The organism is Staphylococcus sp. 231237_7MaSpsaltlick (assembly GCF_043107035.1).
Window position 1 is genome coordinate 288,492 of record NZ_JBICNX010000004.1, and the last position, 21,513, is coordinate 310,004.

Here is a 21,513-nt window from a genome sequence, read left to right on the forward strand (position 1 = left end):
CACCAACAAATTAGGGAGTATCCCATTTGTTGGTGGTTTTAGTATAATGATCTTATTTGGAGTTTATTAATTTTAGCACAGATTTAAATAGAAATTATTTTTCAGTTATTAAGTCTGAAATTGCTTTTGAAGCTTTACCATTTTCTATTGAACAGAAATCATTATAGAATTTATCAATCTTACCTTGGTAGTCATTGGTAATTTTATCTAAGTTCTGTAAATCATCTGCTAATTGATAAGCATCCTTATAAATTGGACCTGGTAAGTCGTTGTGGAAATCAAGATAGAATCCACGTAGGTCTTGGTCATATTTATCTAAGTCATAAGCAAAGAAGATTTGAGGACGTTTTAATACACCGAAATCGAACATAACTGATGAATAATCTGTAATTAAACAATCAGAAATTAAATATAACTCTGAAATATCGCTGTAATTTGATACGTCTATAGCAAAGTCTTCGTAACCACGTAGGTCTAACGCATTTGAAATTAGATAATGCATTCTTAGTAATACAACATATTCATCACCTAGCTTTTGTTGTAAATTATCTAAATCAATTTTTAAGTCGAATAGATATTTACCTTTTTTCACAAATTCATCGTCTCGCCAAGTAGGAGCATACATAATGACCTTTTTACCTTCTGGAAGGTTTAGATTTTCTTTAATTTGTTGTATAAATGCTTGGTCATTCGCTCTGTTTACTAAGACATCATTTCTAGGATATCCAATTTCTAAGATTTTTTCGGGTGGCATCCAGAAAGCTGTCTCGAAAATTTTAGATGAATATGCATTTGGTGAGATAAGATAATCCCAACGATTGGTTTCTTCACGGAAATTACGTTTATAATTATCCGTTGTTGTACCTGGCATACGAACGACTTTCATATCATTGGCTAATCGTTTTAAAGGTGTGCCGTGCCATGTCTGGATGTAGACTTGGTTTGGTTTTTTATTTAAATAAAGCGGTAATCTAGCGTTAGACACCCAATATTTAGCTCTTGAATATGCATCATAGTATGCAGCAGAGCCTTTCTTTACTTTTTTAGCTGGACCAGGTAAAAATGCTTTGTCTGGACTTTTAAATACCCAAATAAATTCTAATTGAGGATAATGTTTCATCATATATTCATAAATATATTTAGGGCTATCGCTATAGTTTTTACCACCAAATGATTCAAAAACAATTGTTCTTGGATTTACTTTATCGATGTTATCGGTTAATTGATAGTGTGCACGATTTTTATTTTTTCTTTTTAGAACAACACTTTTCAATAATCTCGTATTTTTGCGTATGCGATTGACTTTAAATGCTTTATTACGTTTGTTAAACATCAATAATAGCATTTCTATAACAAATAAAGGTTTTTCATTTTTTATGATAGATGGGAATAATGAACGTACTACTTTTGGTAATAATTCACTATGTTGTTCGTAACGTTCTGGTGTCTTTCTCAATGAAGGTTCGAATGAATGCTTCATTAAGTTTTTCATTTTATTGCGAATGAATGCTTTATTTTCTTGTCTTGGCGCACGTTTGACTGAGTCACTAAAGCTATAAACATAATCGTTAAAGATTACACCAAAGTCTTGTTTAGATAACGTCGGTTTTAAAAATGGATCATATACTTCTCCTTTAATATAGAAAGGGAAGCGACTGACACGTACGAATTTATTAGCATATTTAATAAATTCTAGTACAAATGACCAGTCAATAAATATATTTAAGTCTTCATTAAACTGTATGTTGTGTCCATGGACGATAGCAGTTTTAAAGACGATATTACACGCAGAATGTTTACGTAAAAATTGATTAGAATTTTCTTTCGTATCTAAGTAACTAACTCTTACAAGATTTTGATCCACATATTGAGGAATATCAAGTGTAAATGAGTGAATTGGTGCGATTAAAGCATCAAAATGATTCAAGTTTTTCATATAGAATGATAGGGCATAAGAAGCGAGATAATCATCTGAATCTACAAAGACGAAGTAAGGTGCTTCTACTGATTTCATTGCCACATTTCTTGCGTGTGCATGGCCCATATTTTGTTCTAAATTAATTTCTTTAACGGTAATATCCCAATCTTTAAGTATTTGTGTAGCGATGACTTTAGATTGGTCCGTTGAACCATCATTCACTAAGATTAATTCGAAATCTTGGAATCTCTGTTGTTTAAGACTATTTAGACATCTCTCTATATAATCTTCTGAGTTGTAGTAAGTTACTATAACGGATATAGACTTCATTGTTTTACCTCTTTTTCAATTTTTTTCTTAATTTTATAAGGTAGAATGTAACAAAAAGTAAGTGGTTATTTCAAATGTTAACTTACTTTGGTCATACCTTAGTCTAGATACAGTAGTTTCTCTGTATTAAGAAATAGTAGTAGTCTTGTTGTTTGTATGAATAGTTAAATTATACCATGTAAATGTGTATTTTTTGCTTTTGAATTATGAAAATACAGCACATGGTAAAAAACCACCTCTCTTATTTTACTATAAAAATTTAATATATCTAGTGATTAAACAAAATTATAGGTAATTTTTGTAGAATATTATTTAAAATTTAATATTAGTTCTAAAAAATAAAACGTAAATATACAACAATGTTTTGTGTTATATGATTTGAGTACAATTAGAATAGTTTTTAGTGTGGTTTATGGCAAAGAAAAGAATCAAATAAATAGTAAACATAATAATAGAAGGAAGTGATCACATGTTTATTAAATTAGCGACGAATAAAGATTTGAAAGTGATTTATAACGCAGTACCCCATTTGTTTAAAGAGGCTATGAACTGTCAAATAGCTGTATCTGATGATGCACTTAAAGCATTATCGAAAGAATTAGTGTCAAAAGGTGCACGATACTTTGTGTGGAAAGAAGGGGAATCGATTAAAGGTTTTATATTATTTGATACAAAATTTGATTATTTAACACAACAAACATATGGATTTATTTATGAGCTTTACGTGTTTGAGGAATATAGAGGGATGCATATTGCAAAGAAATTAATGAATTTTATTCAAAAGTATGCAGAGGATCAAGGACTTCAGACTTTAAAATTAAATGTCTTCTCAAGTAATACGGTACAGCGTTTTTATACTGCATTAGGATATCAAGTGGAGCAAATGACCATGGGTTTATCATTAGAATGAAAGACATAATAATATAGAAAGATTATATTTTAAATTAAAATTTTAAGTAACATTATTGTTGTCGTTACAAGGGTTTTAGATTTTTAATTTTTTGAAAAATCAAATTAATTAAAAAATTATATTGACAACGCTTACAAATAGAGTTAAGTTTTCTTATGATTTAAGTGTTTAAACATGGGGGGAGCAAGATGAAAAATTATCGATACTTTATCATTACGATGATTATCGTAATGACTATGATTAATTATGTTGATCGTGGTGCTATTTCATATGCTCAAGAAGATATTATTAAGGAATTTGGTTTTGATAATATTGCTTGGGGTGCTATATTAGGCTACTTTGGATATGGTTATATGCTTGGTTCGTTATTTGGAGGTATTACTGCAGACAAAAAAGGACCGAAGTTTGTATGGCTAGTGGCTGGAACATTATGGTCGCTGTTTGAAATCGGTATGGCTTTTGCAGGTGAAATAGGCATGGCATTGTTTGGTGGATCAGCAATTGCTGGATTTGGATTGATGCGTGTATTATTTGGTGTATCAGAAGGTCCAATCTTTTCGACAATTAGTAAAACAAATGCTAACTGGGCTGCGCCAAAGGAACGCGGATTACTGTCTGCGCTTGGCTTGATTGGTGTACCATTAGGTGCATTGATTACGGCACCAATTGTATCAGGATTCTTAACGATTTCTAATTGGCGTGTATTATTTGTTTTATTAGGACTTATTGGACTTGTTTGGATTATCATATGGTATAAAGTGTTTACAGACTATCCAGAAGATAATAAACATGTGTCTAAAGAAGAATTAACGGCAATACGTTCTACTGAATCAACAGTCGAAGGTGAAAAAACTGTAGAAACAGAACACAATGCGCATGAAAAATGGTATCATTTTTTCAAGAGTCCGACGCTTGTGTTTAATATGATTGGCTACTTTGGATTCCAATACATAAACTTTTTAATTTTAACTTGGACACCAAAATATTTACAAGATGAATATCATTTTGAAATACATTCATTATGGTATTTAGGTATGATTCCATGGATTGGTGCTTGCTTCACTGCGTATTTTGGTGGTAAACTTTCGGACTGGTTACGTTATAAGACAGGTAGTCTTAGAATTGCCAGATCCGGTTTAGCTATTTTTGGAATGACTTTAGCAGCCATTTGTTTCTTGATTATTCCAACAACCAACAATATTGCCTGGATTATGTTTTTGATGATGTTAGGTAATGCTTGTATCTTCTTACCAAATGCCGTTTATTGGGCAGTCATTATTGATACAGCACCTAAAAAGACTGGAACATATGGTGGAATGACACACTTTTTCGTGAATTCCGCTACGATTATCGCTCCGACTTTAACGGGAATCTTAGTAACATCTTATGGTTATTCATCAATGTTTATTTCAGCAGTCATTGCAGCAGTTATAGGTATTATTGCAATGTGCTTTGTTAAGCCAGGTATAAAGAAAATATCTATTAATAATTAAATGTAAATTGAATTTTTAAAGTGAATTAATAATATGATATGAAAATACACATTTCTAATTAAAGAAATGTGTATTTTTTGTGTTTAGAAGTTATTTTTAAAGATATGTAAAATAATATTTGGTAATTTTATAAACAGATGATTTGTAATCCGTAATAAATTGAGTATAATTTGATTTTGTAAAAAATAATTAAGGAGCATTGAACATGATTAATAATAATTTTGAAGATGTAGTAATGAATAGAAAATCAGTTAAAGTATTTGATGAAACTGTTAAAATACCTCAAGCAGAAATGGACGAAATCATACAAAAAGCAACGAAGGCACCTTCTTCTGTAAATATGCAGCCATGGCGTTTCTTAGTAGTAGAAAGTGACGAAGGTAAAGATAAATTACGACCACTTATTCGTTTTAATACGAGACAAAATGATACTTCAGCAGCAATGGTAGTCATCTTTGGGGACATGCAAAACTACGAGCACGGTGAAGAAATTTATAATAGTGCTGTAGAGCATGGGATGATGCCAGAAGATGTTAAAGATGAAATGTTAGCTAAAGTATTACCATACTATAAAAGTTTATCAAAAGCAGAAATGAATGACATCATTAAAATAGATAGTAGTTTAGCAGCAATGCAATTTATGTTAGTAGCAAGAGCATATGGTTACGATACAAACCCAATTGGTGGATTTGAACGTGATCAAATTGCAGAAGCATTTGACCTTGATCCAGAACGTTATGAACCAGTGATGATTGTTGCAATTGGTAAAGAGAAAAATCCTGGTCATGATTCATATAGATTACCAGTAGATACTGTGACTCGCCACGTATAGAATATAGATAATGTAAGACCCTTAAAAGCTTAACCATTTTAGATAAAGACTGCTTAAAGTAAGATACTAAGTCAATTTATCAACGGTTGAAGTTTAAGGGTCTTTTTTTATGCTTTGATATTTTTATGTTTTGTAAGTTAATCAAAGATTAATAATTACTACTAATAACAGTTATAGATTTTTATAGATAAAAGCTGTATAGCTGATTTAATCTCTTACACGTTTCGCTAAATCAGTCATATATTTGAAGAATCTATCATGGTCAACGTGATAGACTACCGCGAGAGGTCTACCTGCTTGTTCATCTATATATGTTTGACCCTGGCTTGGTCCGCTTGTATATACTGATGCCATGACTGTCTTTTGTTTCACGAGGTCGGGGCATCCCGTATAAGCAGTAGTTAAGACATCCCATAGAAAATAAGTTGAGTTAGTCTGGAAATGCGTTAATGGTGGAACGGCGGCATAGCTGACACCTAAGAAGTCTACGCCAGTGTACTGCCTTTCATTTGCCCAGGCCTGTCTAATATCCCAGGTCAAAGGTACTTGATTTGTGCTTTCTAATGCAACCATATCAATTTTGATGTCTGTATCAAAGACGGTCTTGACTGCTTCAGGGTCCCAAAAAGCATTCCACTCTGCAGTGCCATCATGTTCAGGCTCCTCGACATTTCCTTTTGATAAGAAAGTACCTCCCATCCAAACCAGTCGTTCAATATGTTCAGTGATTGTAGGATCAACAGTAATTGCCTTTGCCAGATCTGTTAATGGTCCAGTAAATAATAATGTGATTTTTTCTGTAGCGTTATTTAACTTTTCAATAATATCTTCGTATGCGTGATGTGACAGCATCTGTGCATGTTGTGCTTTAACAGGTTCGTTTAATATTGGTAAAGCATCCATGAAAAATGCGTGCATACGCCAATCTTTAGGGAAAGGGTTCTTTCCACGCTCTATTGATGCAGCAACATCAATTGGATAATGAGCAAAGCGATTAATAATTTTTTGTGAAGCACTTACTGCAGGCTCTACATAACTATCAGCACCGATTGCACTTACACCCACTAATTTGACATCATCCATTTGTAGTAGAAGAAATAAGGATACTAAATCATCTACGCCACCATCATGGTTAAAATATATCTGTTTCATTTGGTAATAGACCTCCGTGTAAAAATTAGAATTATCTATATTATATCAAAGAATTACTGTGATGATTTTTTATAAATATTGTCGCAATATCTATAGTTGTTATTAATTTATGACATTTATAAAAGTGTAAATTGTTTATTAATAGTTGCATAGGATATTTAAAAAAAGTAAGCGAATTTTTAAGGGGTGTAATTTTTGTGAAATTTAAAAAGGAAAATGTTAATAAGGTAGATTCAGATCAAACTAAGAAAAGTATAGTTGCAACTGGTATAGGTAATGCAATTGAATGGTTTGACTTTGGTTTGTATGCACAATTAGCTGTAATTTTAAGTGCTAATTTCTTTGGGAACTTACCGGCACAACTACAAATTATTTCTACTTTTGCAGTGTTTGCGTTCGCATTTATTGTGCGACCAATTGGGGGGATTTTTTTCAGTCATTTAGGTGATAAATATGGGAGGAAAATCGTATTATCAACAACCATATTACTTATGGCAGCATCTACTTTACTATTAGGGCTCTTGCCAACACAGGAACAAATAGGTATTTGGGCACCAATTCTATTGTTAGTAGTGCGTATGGTGCAATCATTTTCAACTGGTGGAGAATATGCAGGGGCAATGACTTATATTGCAGAGACAGCGCCTGATAAGACGCGAGGTAAGCTGGGTAGTGGATTAGAAATAGGCACATTAATAGGCAATATCATGGCGGCCTTATTGGTTGGTACGCTTTATGCATTGTTAAGTGACCAACAAATGTCTGACTGGGGTTGGAGAATTCCATTTATTTTAGCAGCACCATTTGGCATTATAGGCATTATTTTACGTTCAAGCCTTGATGAAAGCCCGGCCTATGAAACGACATTAGAAGAACAACAAGCACTAGAATATTCCTATTTAGACATATTCAAATATTATTGGAAAGACGTTATCGTTTGTTTTACAGGAGTGGCCTTTTTAAATGTGGCAAATTATATGGTGTTGTCGTTCATGCCTTCATTCTTAAATCAAACAATTCATTTAGGTGGAGCCATGGGGTCCGTATTAAGTACATTGACAATGGTTATAATGATTCCAGCAGTATTTTTCTTTGGTTGGTATAGCGATAAAGTGGGTAATAAAAGAACTATCCTCTTTGGTCTAGTTGGCTTTAGTTTGTTTTCAGTCTTTGCATTTTGGCTGATGAGCATACCAGTTTTACCTCTAGTCATTGTCGGTTTATTAATTATTGCTTGTTTTATGGCTACATTTGAAGGTGTGATGCCTTCATTACTACCGAGTATGTTCTATACAAAAGTGAGATTGCGCACGTTATCACTTGTTTATAACATTGGTGCTGCAATTTTTGGTGGACTTACACCATTTATTTTATCAACCTTAGTAGAGACAACTGGACAAAAAATTGCGCCATCTTACTATTTAATGTTTATCAATGTTGTTGGTCTCATTATCTTTGTGACGATGTTTAAGTCAACTTCCAATAAATCATTAAAAGGTTCATATCCAAATGTAGAAACAGATAAAGAATATGAGGAAGTGGTGAATAACCCTGAAGAAGCCTTATGGTGGGAGCAGGAAAATAAAATAAATAACTCATCATCTTGATAACTATTGTTATTTAACTTTATTAGAGTAAAAATATTTATTAGCTATAATTTTTAATAAGTATAATTGGAGATTATATATTTGAGTAACATTATAAAATGCAATTATTAACTATCTAAAGGCTCTAAAATCCATATTTAATAATTATTTATGTAAAAATACAATAAATAGTATAATATGTAACAAATAATTTGAAATCTAGGGTTAAATTTACTATGAACCGTTGATATGACAGTCTTTAACCTTTATATGAGCGATGAATTGTTGTAGATGCCGATATACTATTTATGAATAATTGAGTAACATCAATAAAAAATGCTTCATCGACTTTATATAGTGACGGGAAAGGCAATTTGTTGCGTGCTACGTTTATGCATTTTGAAGTCATATAATGTATTAATATTCAAGTGTATTCAAAAAAATAGCGATAAAATGTTGATTTGACTTGAATTTTAATATGCGTATAATAACTACATATACAAGAAAGTGTATACATTGTACATTTACCTTGATATGAATATAAAAAGATGAATAGTAGGAGTTTTTATGGGAAAACAGAAAAAGAGTGAAAAAATTAATTTGTCGCAGCTTGTACTATTAGGACTTGGATCACTCATTGGTTCAGGTTGGCTATTTGGTGCATGGGAGGCGTCTTCTATTGCTGGCCCAGCTGCAATTATTTCATGGATTATAGGTTTTGTAGTTATAGGCTCCATCGCTTATAACTATATTGAAATTGGTACAATGTTTCCACAATCAGGCGGAATGAGTAACTATGCTCAGTATACACACGGTTCGTTACTAGGATTTATTGCTGCGTGGGCAAACTGGGTATCTTTAGTTACAATTATTCCAATTGAAGCCGTTTCTGCAGTTCAATATATGAGTTCATGGCCATGGGAGTGGGCTAAATTTACGTCCGGTTTAATGAAAGGTGGCACAATCAGTAATTCTGGATTGTTTACTGTGTTTATTATCATCATTATCTTTTCATTATTAAATTACTGGTCAGTTAAATTACTTACTTCATTTACGAGTTTAATATCTGTATTTAAACTTGGTGTGCCATTATTAACTATTATTATGTTAATGATCTCTGGATTTGACGCAGGAAACTATGGTCATACTGCAGGTCAATTTATGCCGTATGGATCAGCACCAATATTTGCTGCTACAACAGCATCCGGTATTATCTTCTCATTTAATGCTTTCCAAACAATCATTAATATGGGTTCTGAAATACAGAAACCAGAGAAGAATATTGCAAGAGGTATTGCAATTTCACTAACACTAAGTGCCTTACTTTATATTGTATTACAGAGTACGTTTATCACATCTATGCCACAAGATATGATTCATTCTAAAGGTTGGAGTGGAATTAACTTTAACTCTCCATTTGCTGATATGGCTATCTTATTAGGTTTAAATTGGTTAGCGATACTACTTTATATAGAAGCAGTTGTGTCTCCATTTGGTACAGGTGTATCATTCGTTGCTGTTACAGGTCGTGTATTACGTGCAATGGAGAAAAATGGACATATTCCTAAGTTCTTAGGAAAAATGAACGATAAATATAAAATTCCACGTGTCGCTATTATCTTTAATGCCATTATCAGTATGGTCATGGTATCACTATTTAGAGATTGGGCAGTGTTGGCGAGCGTAATTTCAACGGCAACATTAGTTGCGTACTTAACTGGTCCAACGACCGTTATTTCATTACGTAAAATGGCGCCAAAAATGCACAGACCATTCCGTGCAAATATGTTGAAATTTATGGCACCATTCTCATTCGTGTTAGCTTCACTAGCAATTTACTGGGCAATGTGGCCAACGACAGCTGAAGTTATCTTTATTATTATCTTAGGTTTACCGATTTATTTCTTCTATGAATATAAGATGAATTGGAAAAATACTAAGAAACAAATTGGTGGTAGTTTATGGATTATTTTATACTTAATTATTCTTGCCTTCTTGTCATTTATAGGAAGTAAAGAATTTAATGGTATGAACTGGATACATTATCCATATGACTTTGTCGTTATTATCATCGTTGCATTAATCTTTTATAAGCTGGGTACTACAAGTTACTTTGAAAGTGTGTACTTTAAGCGCGCTAAAAAGATCAATAAAGATATGCGTCAGAATTTAAAAGAAGAACAAAAGTTAGAAAACCAAGAATAAACATTGATAATTATAAAAAGAACAAACTGGACTAATTATGTACCAGTTTGTTCTTTTTTATTTCAAAGTTAAGGAATTTTTTTTGGCCTTTTAAAAGATATGAAAAAATAAAAATTTCCGAATGAAAAATATGCAAAATAAATACATCGTAATATTGTGAAGATATAGCCGTTGAATAAGAATGATATGGATTCTTAATTTTGAAAAAATCAACAGTGTAGTAAATTAAAAGATTTAAAATATGCAATTTTTTTAAAAATAATCTTTGACTAATTGCCAATATCGTTGTATGATTTTGAATATTAATTCAATTTCAGGAATAAATATAAAGGAATGAGGGTTAAGATGAACGATTTATTTGAATTAACAGATCGATACAGTTCTAACAATTACAGTCCATTAAAACTAGCTTTGACTAAAGGTTTAGGCGCTAAGGTTTGGGATGTGGATGGAAATAGTTATATTGACTGTGTATCAGGATTTTCAGTCGTCAACCACGGTCATTGTCATCCTAAAATTATTAAGGCTGTCCAAGAACAAAGTGAAAAAATAACCATGGTATCTAGGGCACTCTATAGTGACAATTTAGGTCAATGGGAAGAAAAAATATGTAATCTTGCAAACAAAGATAAGGTATTACCAATGAATACTGGTACAGAAGCCATAGAAACAGCAATAAAGATTGCTCGTAAATGGGGAACAGATGTCAAAGGTATTGAAGAAGGTAAACCAGAAATAATCGCAATGAATGGAAACTTTCATGGTCGTACATTAGGTGCACTATCACTTTCATCTCAAGAAAGTTATAAAAAAGGGTTTACGCCATTATTAGATAATATGCATACAGTTGATTATGGAGATGTTACGACTTTGAAATCACTTATCAATGAAAATACAACAGCTATTATCTTAGAACCTATACAAGGTGAAGGTGGTGTAAATATTCCGCCAGAGTACTTTATACAAGAAGTGCGTAATTTATGTAATCAACATAATGTATTGCTAATTGCTGATGAGATTCAAGTTGGTTTAGGTCGTACCGGAAAACTATTTGCAATTGAGTGGGAAGGTGTAGAGCCAGATATTTATTTACTTGGTAAATCATTAGGTGGTGGACTATATCCAATATCTGCAGTGCTCGCTAATGAAGATGTAATGAATGTCTTAACACCTGGAACACATGGCTCAACATTTGGTGGAAATCCACTTGCTTGTGCTGTATCTAGTGCAGCATTAGATGTACTAATAGATGAAAATTTAATTGAAAGATCTGCTGAGTTAGGTCAAAAATTATTAAATCAATTACAGCTTATTGATAGTGATTTAATTGTAGATGTCAGAGGTAGGGGATTATTTATCGGAATTGAACTTAACAAACCAGCGCAAACCTATTGTTTAGAAATGATTGAACAAGGTGTGCTATGTAAAGAAACACAAGGTAATATCATTAGAATCTCGCCACCATTAGTAATAGATGAAGAAGAAATTGCTACTGTAGCGAAAGTAATCACTGAAGTATTAGAACAAGCAAACCATTAATACCATTAAAAGTCCGAATATTCAGAAAGGAATGAACGTTATGATAGAAGTTGGGATTGTAGGAGGAAGTGGATATGGTGCAGTCGAACTCATTCGACTCTTAGTACATCATCCAGAAGTTAAAATTAAATATGTGTTTTCACATTCAAAGGCAGATGAACCCATAAGCAAAACATTTCCTCACTTAAATCACTTAACACATCATTACGAAGAACTAAATTATGAAACGATATCATGTGATGTAGTGTTTTTTGCAACACCTTCAAATGTTAGTAAACATATAGCTCCGAAGTTAGTAAAACAAGGAATTAAAGTCATTGATTTATCTGGAGATTTCAGATTGAAGGATAGAGATGTATATCAGCAATTTTATGGTGAAGAAGCAGCACCACAGGAACAACTGGATGATGCAGCTTATAGTATTGCTGAATGGTCTGATATCAAACAGACGGTTCCTAACTTGATTGCGAATCCTGGATGTTTCCCAACAGCGACATTGTTAGCTTTGCATCCAGTTATCGATCGACGAGTGGTCGATACAGATTCGATTATTATCGATGCTAAAACTGGTGTTTCAGGTGCAGGAAGATCACTCTCACAAAATGTCCACTATTCCGAAATGAATGAAAATTTTAGTGCATATGGTATAGGCAAACATAAACATAAACCTGAAATTGAACAATATTTATCTCAAGTTGCTGAGAAAGATATTAATGTTATATTCACGCCACACCTCGTTCCTATGACTAGAGGGATTCTGTCAACAATATATGTGAAATTAACTGAAGCATTTTCAGCTGAGCAACTGCATAAAGTATATGAGAAATATTATAAAGACAAGCCGTTTGTCAGAGTTAGAGACTTAGGAGAATATCCTAAGACTAAAGAAGTTTACGGAAGTAACTATTGCGATATCGGTCTATATGTAGATGAGACGCAGCAAACAGCAGTTATTGTATCTGTAATTGATAACTTAGTAAAAGGTGCAAGCGGACAAGCGATTCAAAATTTGAATTTAATGTTTGGATTGCCAGAAACAACTGGATTAAAACAAACACCAGTATACCCATAAATTGAGAAGGAGAGATACTATGAAAGATATTGAAACAATTGATATATTAGATCAACTAAATGTAGACTTACAAGGCGATGTTAGTTCTCCGTCCGGTTTTGTAGCTGGTGGTTTCCATGTTGGTTTGAGAAAGCAACGCAAAGATTTTGGTTGGATTTATTCAGAAAATGAAGCGGCAGCAGCAGGTGTTTATACATTAAATCGTTTTAAGGCAGCACCATTACAAGTTACAGAAGCATGTATTAATAATAATCAAACGTTGCAAGCAATCGTTGTCAATTCAGCAAATGCGAATGCCTGTACAGGTGAAAAGGGATTACAAGATGCTAAAGACACACAAGCATGGGTTGCACAACAGTTAGATCTACCAACACATAATGTAGGTGTAGCATCTACAGGCGTTATAGGTTCATTTTTACCAATGGAGAAAATTCATTATGGAACGCAGAATATAATGAAAGATGAGTATAATCATGGAGTCTATTTTAGCGAAGCCATTCTTACGACAGACACTATTACCAAGCATTTATCAGTACAAGTAGAAATAGATGGTAAAACAATAACAATAGGTGGGACAGCAAAGGGCTCAGGTATGATACATCCAAATATGGCTACAATGTTAGGTTTTGTCACAACTGATGCCAATATTGAAAGTATGGAATTATCAAACACATTAAAACAGTCTGTCGATCAATCATTTAATATGATTACTGTAGATGGTGATACGAGTACAAATGATATGGTGTTGTTTATGGCGAATGGTCAAGCTGGAAATAATACCCTCACACCGACACATCCAGATTGGCATAAATTTAATTATGCGTTGAATTTTGTAACACAGTACCTTGCTAAAGCTATCGCAAAAGATGGAGAAGGTGCAACGAAATTAGTTACTGCTAAGGTTAATGGAGCAGCAGATACAGATGAAGCGAGAAAGATTGCTAAAAGCATTGTATCATCTAATTTAGTAAAATCAGCGATACATGGCGAAGATGCAAATTTCGGTAGAATTATTACAGCCATAGGTTATGCTTCACAAAATGTTGAACCAAGTGAAACATATGTCAAGTTAGCTGAGGTTCCAGTTGTTGAAGAAGGTATGGCAGTTTTATTTGATGAACAATATTTAAAAGAACAACTTCAAGGTGACAATATTTAAATAGACGCGACTGTAGGTACTGGCGATGGAGAAGCTGCAGCCTATGGTTGTGACCTATCATATGATTATATACGTATAAATGCTTCATATAGAACATAAGGGGTGTATAGATAGTGAGTTATATCATAATAAAAATTGGTGGTAGCACCTTAACGCATTTACATGAATCTATTATCGAAGATATTGTAACATTGAAACAACAGGGGTTAAGACCAATCATTGTACACGGTGGAGGACCGTTTATCAATAAGGCATTAGAGAACAATGGTGTAGCACCGGAATTTCAAGATGGTTTACGTGTAACGACGAGTGAAGTGTTAACTGTCACTTGCCAAACATTAATTGGACAGGTTAATCCACAATTAGTCAGTAAAATAAATCAAAATACTGCTGTAAGTGTTGGCTTAAATGGGATAGATGGTAATCTCGTTGATATCATTCCATTAAGTGAAAAATATGGATTTGTTGGTGAACCTACAGATATAAATACAGAACTGTTGGAACATATAACTGATCATTTTATACCAGTTATAGCATCTATTGGCATGAAGCATGATACTCAGCAATTATACAATATCAATGCAGATACATTTGCATATAAAATTGCACAGACATTATCTGCACCTATCTATTTGTTGAGTGATATTCCAGGTGTACTCATTGAAGCACAGGTACAACAGACGTTAAATGCTGAGCAAATTCAGAATCATATTGATAGTGAAGCAATATATGGAGGTATGATTCCTAAAGTACAAGATGCAATTCAAGCAATTGAACAAGGGTGCGAGAAGGTTGTAATTGCAGCAGGAGACGAACCCCATGTAATTGACAAAATTTTAAATAGTGGGAACGTAGGTACTACGATACAACAATAAATATCTGAACAGTTGCAGATAAAAAACAGTTCGAGACAATATGCATTGTTACCATGCCTCAAAGGCAGTGGCATATACATATGTTATCTCGAACTGTTTTTTAGTGTAATACTGGTGATTATAATTCAAGTTTACAAACAATTTTAGAATTATAATCTTATGGTATATTGATGATTATTTTTCGACATAAGTAGTTAATAATTCAATGTAGAAATCGATGAATTTAAAGTACATGTCTTTTTCAACGCGTTCATTTACTTGGTGAGGTTCACTTCCAGGTCCAAACACAAGGAATGGGAAAGATTCATCTTTACCACGTAATAAATTAGAAGCATCTGTTACGCCACCAATTGGAGATGCAAGTAAATCTTTATTGAACATGCGATCACCGATTGCTTTGGCCGATTCGATAAGGCCATTTTGACCAGTTGTTAGAACTGGTTCTAGATCAAGGTATAAATCACTTTCCAAATTTGCACCTTGGCTGTTATGTTTTTCAAGTGTATCTGCAAATAATGATTTAACCTGATCATTGTTATACTCAGGAATTGTACGAATATTAAAGTCAGCATTAGCAGACTCTGGTACAGAGTTAACTTGTACGCCACCTTGGATTAATGTATTGCTAATTACAAGACCTTTTAATACATCTTCAATTTCACCTTTGTCGATTGATGCCGGTAATGATGTATTGAATTTTTGTAGTAGATTAGAAAAATCTAATGATTCACCTTTAACTTCTTTAGAAATTCTAGCATGTGCTTCATCGATATCTTGTATAAAATCAATTAAAGGCTTAATTGCATTGATACCAAAAATTGGCATTGAACTATGTGCAGATTTACCAATAGATTTAATTTTATAATCCATAGAACCCTTATGCGCATATACGAGCATATCTTGACATGGTTCTGCAATAACTAAAGCTTCTACATCATCCATATAGCCTTTTTCGTATAACTGTTGAGAACCTAATTGTTCCATCTCTTCACCAGTTGTAGCTAAAAATCTAATACGTCCATTTTTTAAGGCGTTTGAGTTATTAATCTCGATTAAAGCAATTGCTAATGCTGCAAGTCCTGATTTCATATCAGCAGCACCGCGACCATATAAGAAACCGTCTTCCTCAGTTAACTTAAATGGATCATATTTCCATTGTTGACGATCGCCTTCAGATACGACATCCATGTGACCAGAAATGCCAATTACAGGTCCAGCCTCACCGATTTCTGCAATTAAATTGGCACGACGTTCGTCTACCTTATCAATTGTTGAATCGATGCCATGTTCGGCGAAAAGCTTTTGAAAATACTCACAAACTTGAATTTCATTATCGTTTACTGTATTCATTTCCACAATATCAGATAATATTTGCACTTTTTCCTCATTTGAAAATGTGCTCATAATATACCACTCCTTTAACAAACTATATAAATTATACATCTGTCTTATTATTTTGATAAGAAAAATGCTTACAATTAAAATGCAAATTATATATAAGATGATATAATTTATTAATTTTTAAGATTAAAATATCAATAGCGTTGTGGTTGAAATGTGTATATTAAGAGAAAGGATAGTTGGCATTATTGTAATATAGCATTTACTTTGATACTGGCTCTAATGTCCAATTGGTATCAATGGCATAGGATAATTCGAATTGATCAGTTCGAATTGTCAGTGGATGAGCCTGTGATAGTTTATCAGAAAATAACCACTTTCTTTGTTCTGGTGTTAACAATAGATAACTTTCATCATTCATGTCGCCAATGAAATTCAACTGATTGGAATTGAACGGTTCCCCATTATGTACAGTGACATTATAGTTCAATAATGCAGGATATAATGTGTCTAGATCGTTACACACAAAGCTCATTTCACTCACTCTAGTAAATTCTGCTTCGTCTGTGATGTTGCTTGCTCTAGCAATCAATTCGACAATATTTCCTGACGGATCATTGAAATACATAGATTGTGCAACAAATGATTCACAATAGACAGAGTGTTTACCATCTTCCATTAATAAGAATAAGATGTTTTGAAAATGTTGTTTCATCTCATAAAAATAATTATATGGAATATCTATCGCAAAATGATAATAAGGCTGCATATTATCTTTCGTACGTTGAAAACATAAAGTAGTTTCCCCAATTTTTACCTTAAAATAATCAACATTAACTTCTAACATAGGACATTCTAGTATTTCATCATAAAATTGCATTGTTTCAGAAAAATTTGATGTAAATAAAGTAATTTGTTCAAATTTCATAGGATCCCCCATCCATTCCCTTAAGTTTAAACAATATATGATTCTAATTTTATCTGTACTGTAACAGAATAATAAATAAGATGATATTATTAAGAATTTATTTTGTACAAATAAATTAATTTTAGGAGATATTGTAAATTAATGAGTAAATATTATATCTTGCTGATAACGCATACAACATTGTTATTAGTGTTGCTATGATTATTTAAAATGACTCGCCATAAGGGTCGATAATAATTAAAAACGAAAAAATATGAAAATAAACGAAAATAAATTTGCATTATTAGAAAAAATGAAATAACATAACATTAATAAATGAAAGCGTTTTCTATATTGTTGGTAACTGCATTTGGGGATTAATCATATTTTCAAATTTGTATTTATATGTAATTCAATTTCGATGATATGGTATTTACTTTTAAAGGGGTGTGGTGTTTTATGAATCAAAAATTAGCAAAAATGGGGATGCCTCCGACGCTTTTATGGGGATATATTGGTGTCTTAATATTTATGATGGGTGATGGTTTGGAATTGGCATGGATCAGTCCATATCTTCATGAGCAAGGTTTATCTGTACAGCAAACTGCATTGTTAACGACATGCTACGGCGTAACAATTGCAATTGGCTCATGGTTGTCTGGAGTGCTCGTTGAAATCATAGGACCTAGAAAGGTGATGTTGATTGGTACATCGCTATATATTATCGGACATGCAATATTTGTTGGTATTGCAATTCCGTCAATGAATTATAATTTAATGATTCCTTCTTATGCAATTAGAGGATTTGGTTATCCGTTATTTGCATATTCATTTTTAGTCTGGGTAGCTTATCGCTCGCCACAAAAACGATTAGGTGCTGCAGTTGGGTGGTTCTGGTTTGTATTTACAGGTGGTTTGAGTGTGCTAGGTGCCTTTTATTCTTCTATGGCGATTCAACTATTTGGTCATTTTGTTACTTTATGGACGGCAATTATTTGGGTAGTCATCGGTACATTTTTAGCTATTGTTGTGAATAGAGATAAATTTGAACTCGAAGATCGAGAAGAAGGATTTAAAGATCACTTAAAAGAGGTAGGAGCAGGCATTACTATATTGGCAAGAGAACCAAGAGTTGCTGTTGCTTGTATTGTACGTATTATTAACCAAGCGGCACAATATGCATTTCCGTTATTTTTACCAATTTATTTAGCAAGTAAAGGAATTGCGACGACGACATGGTTAAATATTTGGGGTACTATTTTTATAGCGAATATCATATTTAATTTAATTTTTGGTGCTTTAAGTGACAAGATTGGTTGGAAAAATACAGTTTCTTATATCGGTGGTATTGGATGTGCCATCTTCACATTAGGATTATATTTTATACCTGAATTGTTTACAGGCAATGTCTTCGTAGTTGGTACTGTAGGATTCTTATGGGGAATGTGTCTAGCAGGCTTTGTACCAATTTCAGCACTAGTTCCTTCCTTAGTGCATGATGGTGATAAAGGCCCGGCAATGGCAATATTAAACTTAGGCGCAGGTTTATGCGTATTCGTAGGACCAGGATTAGTGGCGCTCTTCTACGACAGTATTGGCGTTAAGGGGATGATGTACCTATTGTTCGGTTTATATATCGCAAGTGCAATTATGACCCGTTTCTTAAAAACGCCAGAAGAACGCGAACGACTTAAAAGCGGAAAAAAAGAAATCGTTAAGTAATGTATAGAAAATGCATATTTAAAAATAAGATACTTTATTATTTACTAACATTATGAAATTCGATTTTATTTTTGTTCAAGTAAGTGTATAGAACATGAATCTCAGAAGATAGCACTCAGATAATTGATTTCAATTTATCTGAGTGTTTTTTTTATTCAATACTTCGTATTATTGGCTCGCTTTCCTAGGGGACAGCTTCAGCCTGTAGTCTTCAGCTTGTCCTGTTCCCTCAGGAGTCTCGCCAAAACACAATTTAATAAAATATGACTATATATTAAAAAGAACAGTACAATTATCTTTTTGAATTTGTGTTGGAATATAAAATCAATAATGTTAACTATTAAATATTTAATACCTTATCTACTAGCTTTTAGTTCAATACTTCGTATTATTGGCTCGCTTTCCTAGGGGCTAGCTTCAGCCTGTAGTCTTCAGCTTGTCCTGTTCCCTTAGGAGTCTCGCCAAAATAGTGCTTAAAGCTTTATAAATGTACATTAACATTTTCGAAAATTAATAGGTCTTGTTTGTGTTTGCAAATGCATATTCCCTTAATTACTGGCTATTTTTATTTGCTATTTCGCATTATTGGCTCGCTTTTTTAGGTGATAGATTCATATGAGAATAGATAGTATATCCTAGTAATAAATACAGTACTTAGTTGAGTTAGAAATAAGTGGATGATAGTAAGTAATTGTCTATTGGTTATGTGTATAGACCTATAGTCATATACATCTATTGTACTGACAGGGAATAGCATACACCAAAACATTAAAAACAAAAAACCATCGACAATGACTGAGTGTTTGTCGACGGTTGGGTCAATCAACCATAAAATAGGTTGACCTTTTTAAAGGCAAAAATAGTATCCATTGGGATAAGTGATTTCTAATTCATTTGGGATATAGATATACTATTCAATTTTAAGAAAGGTAAGGTTGATGAATATAAAATAGTAGGTGGATTGTTTTTTGGATGTTTGGATTATTGGAACCCACCAGAGACAAATTGTGATAACAGTTGTTTAATTAATTCAATAATTACACCTGACATATCGTTTCACCTCCATTAATAAGGGGTTATACATATATTGTAATATGTTTATTTATTTTGTGATTAAATAGTCCTTAATTCATTATTTGGAGTGCTAAGGTGTAGATATTGTTTTTAATTCAATTCCTAATTGCTTAGTTATATTACATAACTGTATAAATCTAAATAATAAACTAGTCTGTTTTATATAAAAAAAGATAGATAAATCACAAATTTTCAACAATATGCACAAAACAGTATAATTATACTTGATTTTCATGGAAAATACCTTTATTATGTATATTAATCTTATAATAACATTGGAGTGATGTAATTGGGGCGTACACAACAGCATTAAAAAAATTACAATCTTTTAAAGGAAAGCATTTTTTGAAGACGTGTGACTTTTCAGCAGATGAATTAAACACGTTGGTTGATTTTACTGGTGAATTAAAGGAAAAGAAAAAGAGGGGTATACCACATCCATATTTAAAAGGAAAAAATCTGGCATTATTATTTGAAAAGCCATCAACGAGAACACGTTCAGCATTTAGTGTCGCAGCATATGATTTAGGCGCTTATCCTGAATATTTTGGACAAGGTGACATTCATTTAGGTGTAAAAGAATCAACTGCTGATACAGCAAAGGTGTTAGGCAGAATGTATGATGGTATTGAATTTAGAGGATTTCACCAAAAGGATGTTGAATCATTAGCAGAGAATGCAAATGTACCTGTTTGGAATGGTTTAACTAATGAATGGCATCCTACGCAAATGATTGCTGATTTCTTTACTTTAAAGGAAAATTTAGGCACATTATCAGGCAAAACGCTCACTTATGTTGGCGATGCGAGAAATAATGTGGCACATGATTTATTAGTTACGGGTGCAATACTTGGTGTCAATGTCCATATTGCAGCCCCAGTTAGTTTACAGCCTGATGAATCCATACAAGAAATGGCTCAGGCATATGCAGAGCAATCTGGAAGTCATATATTAATCACTGAAGATGTCAAACAAGCAATATATCAAACTGATGCAATATATACAGATGTATGGTTTTCAATGGGTGAAGATCAATCCGTGTTAGAAACACGTATCAATCAATTATTACCATATCAAGTGAATGAATCTATGTTATTGCAGACAATGAATCCAGATGTCATCGTGTTACATTGCTTACCTGCATTTCATGATTTAAATACGGAAGTCAGTCAACAAATCTATGAAACATATGGTTTAACAGAAATGGAAATGACTGATGACGTATTCCAAGGAAAACATTCCGTTGTATTCGATCAAGCTGAAAATAGATTACATTCTATTAAAGCGATTATGTCCGTTACACTTGGAGATATATTTTAAAATTTAAAACCAACACACGTTCAGTAGGCAACAAGAGCGTGAAATAAAGGCTACCAAGGTCACATTGACCTTGGTAGT

Annotated in this window: 14 protein-coding genes and 1 pseudogene; 11 read left to right on the plus strand and 4 right to left on the minus strand. The window is 32.9% G+C overall.

Going from position 1 to position 21,513, the window contains the following annotated elements:
• Nucleotides 1-94: 94 nt before the first annotated feature.
• On the minus strand, nt 95-2,248 hold the full coding sequence (locus ACF91D_RS09785) for a bifunctional glycosyltransferase/CDP-glycerol:glycerophosphate glycerophosphotransferase (RefSeq protein ID WP_107589133.1): 2,154 nt from the start codon (nt 2,246-2,248) through the stop codon (nt 95-97).
• A 469-nt stretch (nt 2,249-2,717) separates the two neighbouring features.
• Here ACF91D_RS09785 and ACF91D_RS09790 point away from each other — a divergent pair, with 469 nt between their 5' ends.
• From ACF91D_RS09790 to ACF91D_RS09800, 3 genes are all read left to right on the plus strand, one after another.
• Nucleotides 2,718-3,158: a GNAT family N-acetyltransferase gene (locus ACF91D_RS09790; RefSeq protein ID WP_107527294.1), complete on the plus strand. Its 441-nt coding sequence runs from the start codon at nt 2,718-2,720 to the stop codon at nt 3,156-3,158.
• 188 nt (nt 3,159-3,346) lie between these two features.
• Nucleotides 3,347-4,651, plus strand: a complete 1,305-nt coding sequence (locus ACF91D_RS09795) for an MFS transporter (protein WP_107527295.1) — start codon at nt 3,347-3,349, stop codon at nt 4,649-4,651.
• Between the two features lie 205 nt (nt 4,652-4,856).
• The gene (locus ACF91D_RS09800) at nt 4,857-5,483 is read left to right on the plus strand and encodes a nitroreductase family protein (RefSeq protein ID WP_107527296.1); all 627 of its coding nucleotides are present in this window, start codon (nt 4,857-4,859) and stop codon (nt 5,481-5,483) included.
• A gap of 207 nt (nt 5,484-5,690) precedes the next feature.
• Here ACF91D_RS09800 and ACF91D_RS09805 read toward each other — a convergent pair whose 3' ends face one another.
• Nucleotides 5,691-6,635 (minus strand): nucleoside hydrolase, encoded by a 945-nt coding sequence (locus ACF91D_RS09805; RefSeq protein WP_107527297.1) that lies wholly within the window; start codon nt 6,633-6,635, stop codon nt 5,691-5,693.
• Nucleotides 6,636-6,832: 197 nt separating this feature from the next.
• On the opposite strand from ACF91D_RS09805, the gene ACF91D_RS09810 reads away from it, so the two are divergent.
• From ACF91D_RS09810 to argB, 6 genes and pseudogenes are all read left to right on the plus strand, one after another.
• Nucleotides 6,833-8,242: an MFS transporter gene (locus ACF91D_RS09810; RefSeq protein WP_107527298.1), complete on the plus strand. Its 1,410-nt coding sequence runs from the start codon at nt 6,833-6,835 to the stop codon at nt 8,240-8,242.
• 546 nt (nt 8,243-8,788) lie between these two features.
• The gene (locus ACF91D_RS09815) at nt 8,789-10,426 is read left to right on the plus strand and encodes an APC family permease (protein ID WP_119624426.1); all 1,638 of its coding nucleotides are present in this window, start codon (nt 8,789-8,791) and stop codon (nt 10,424-10,426) included.
• A 345-nt stretch (nt 10,427-10,771) separates the two neighbouring features.
• Complete coding sequence (gene rocD / locus ACF91D_RS09820; protein ID WP_107527812.1) at nt 10,772-11,965, plus strand: ornithine--oxo-acid transaminase; 1,194 nt, start codon at nt 10,772-10,774, stop codon at nt 11,963-11,965.
• Nucleotides 11,966-12,005: 40 nt separating this feature from the next.
• Complete coding sequence (gene argC, locus ACF91D_RS09825; protein ID WP_107527813.1) at nt 12,006-13,037, plus strand: N-acetyl-gamma-glutamyl-phosphate reductase; 1,032 nt, start codon at nt 12,006-12,008, stop codon at nt 13,035-13,037.
• A 19-nt stretch (nt 13,038-13,056) separates the two neighbouring features.
• A pseudogene (gene argJ / locus ACF91D_RS09830) lies at nt 13,057-14,295 on the plus strand (bifunctional glutamate N-acetyltransferase/amino-acid acetyltransferase ArgJ).
• Nucleotides 14,296-14,309: 14 nt separating this feature from the next.
• Nucleotides 14,310-15,071 carry an acetylglutamate kinase gene (gene argB, locus ACF91D_RS09835; protein WP_107527815.1) on the plus strand — a complete coding sequence of 254 codons (762 nt, stop codon included), beginning with the start codon at nt 14,310-14,312 and terminating at the stop codon, nt 15,069-15,071.
• Nucleotides 15,072-15,245: 174 nt separating this feature from the next.
• On the opposite strand, the gene ACF91D_RS09840 is transcribed toward argB, so the two are convergent.
• Together ACF91D_RS09840 and ACF91D_RS09845 are read right to left on the minus strand one after the other, a co-directional pair.
• Complete coding sequence (locus ACF91D_RS09840) at nt 15,246-16,475, minus strand: ArgE/DapE family deacylase (RefSeq protein WP_107511783.1); 1,230 nt, start codon at nt 16,473-16,475, stop codon at nt 15,246-15,248.
• A gap of 199 nt (nt 16,476-16,674) precedes the next feature.
• Entirely contained in the window at nt 16,675-17,340 is a 666-nt protein-coding gene (locus ACF91D_RS09845) for a hypothetical protein (RefSeq protein ID WP_107526979.1), read from the minus strand.
• Nucleotides 17,341-17,778: 438 nt separating this feature from the next.
• Between ACF91D_RS09845 and ACF91D_RS09850 the strand changes: the two genes are divergently transcribed.
• Nucleotides 17,779-19,041: an MFS transporter gene (locus tag ACF91D_RS09850; RefSeq protein ID WP_107526980.1), complete on the plus strand. Its 1,263-nt coding sequence runs from the start codon at nt 17,779-17,781 to the stop codon at nt 19,039-19,041.
• Nucleotides 19,042-20,403: 1,362 nt separating this feature from the next.
• Entirely contained in the window at nt 20,404-21,435 is a 1,032-nt protein-coding gene (argF, locus tag ACF91D_RS09855; protein ID WP_082039251.1) for an ornithine carbamoyltransferase, read from the plus strand.
• Nucleotides 21,436-21,513 lie beyond the last annotated feature (78 nt).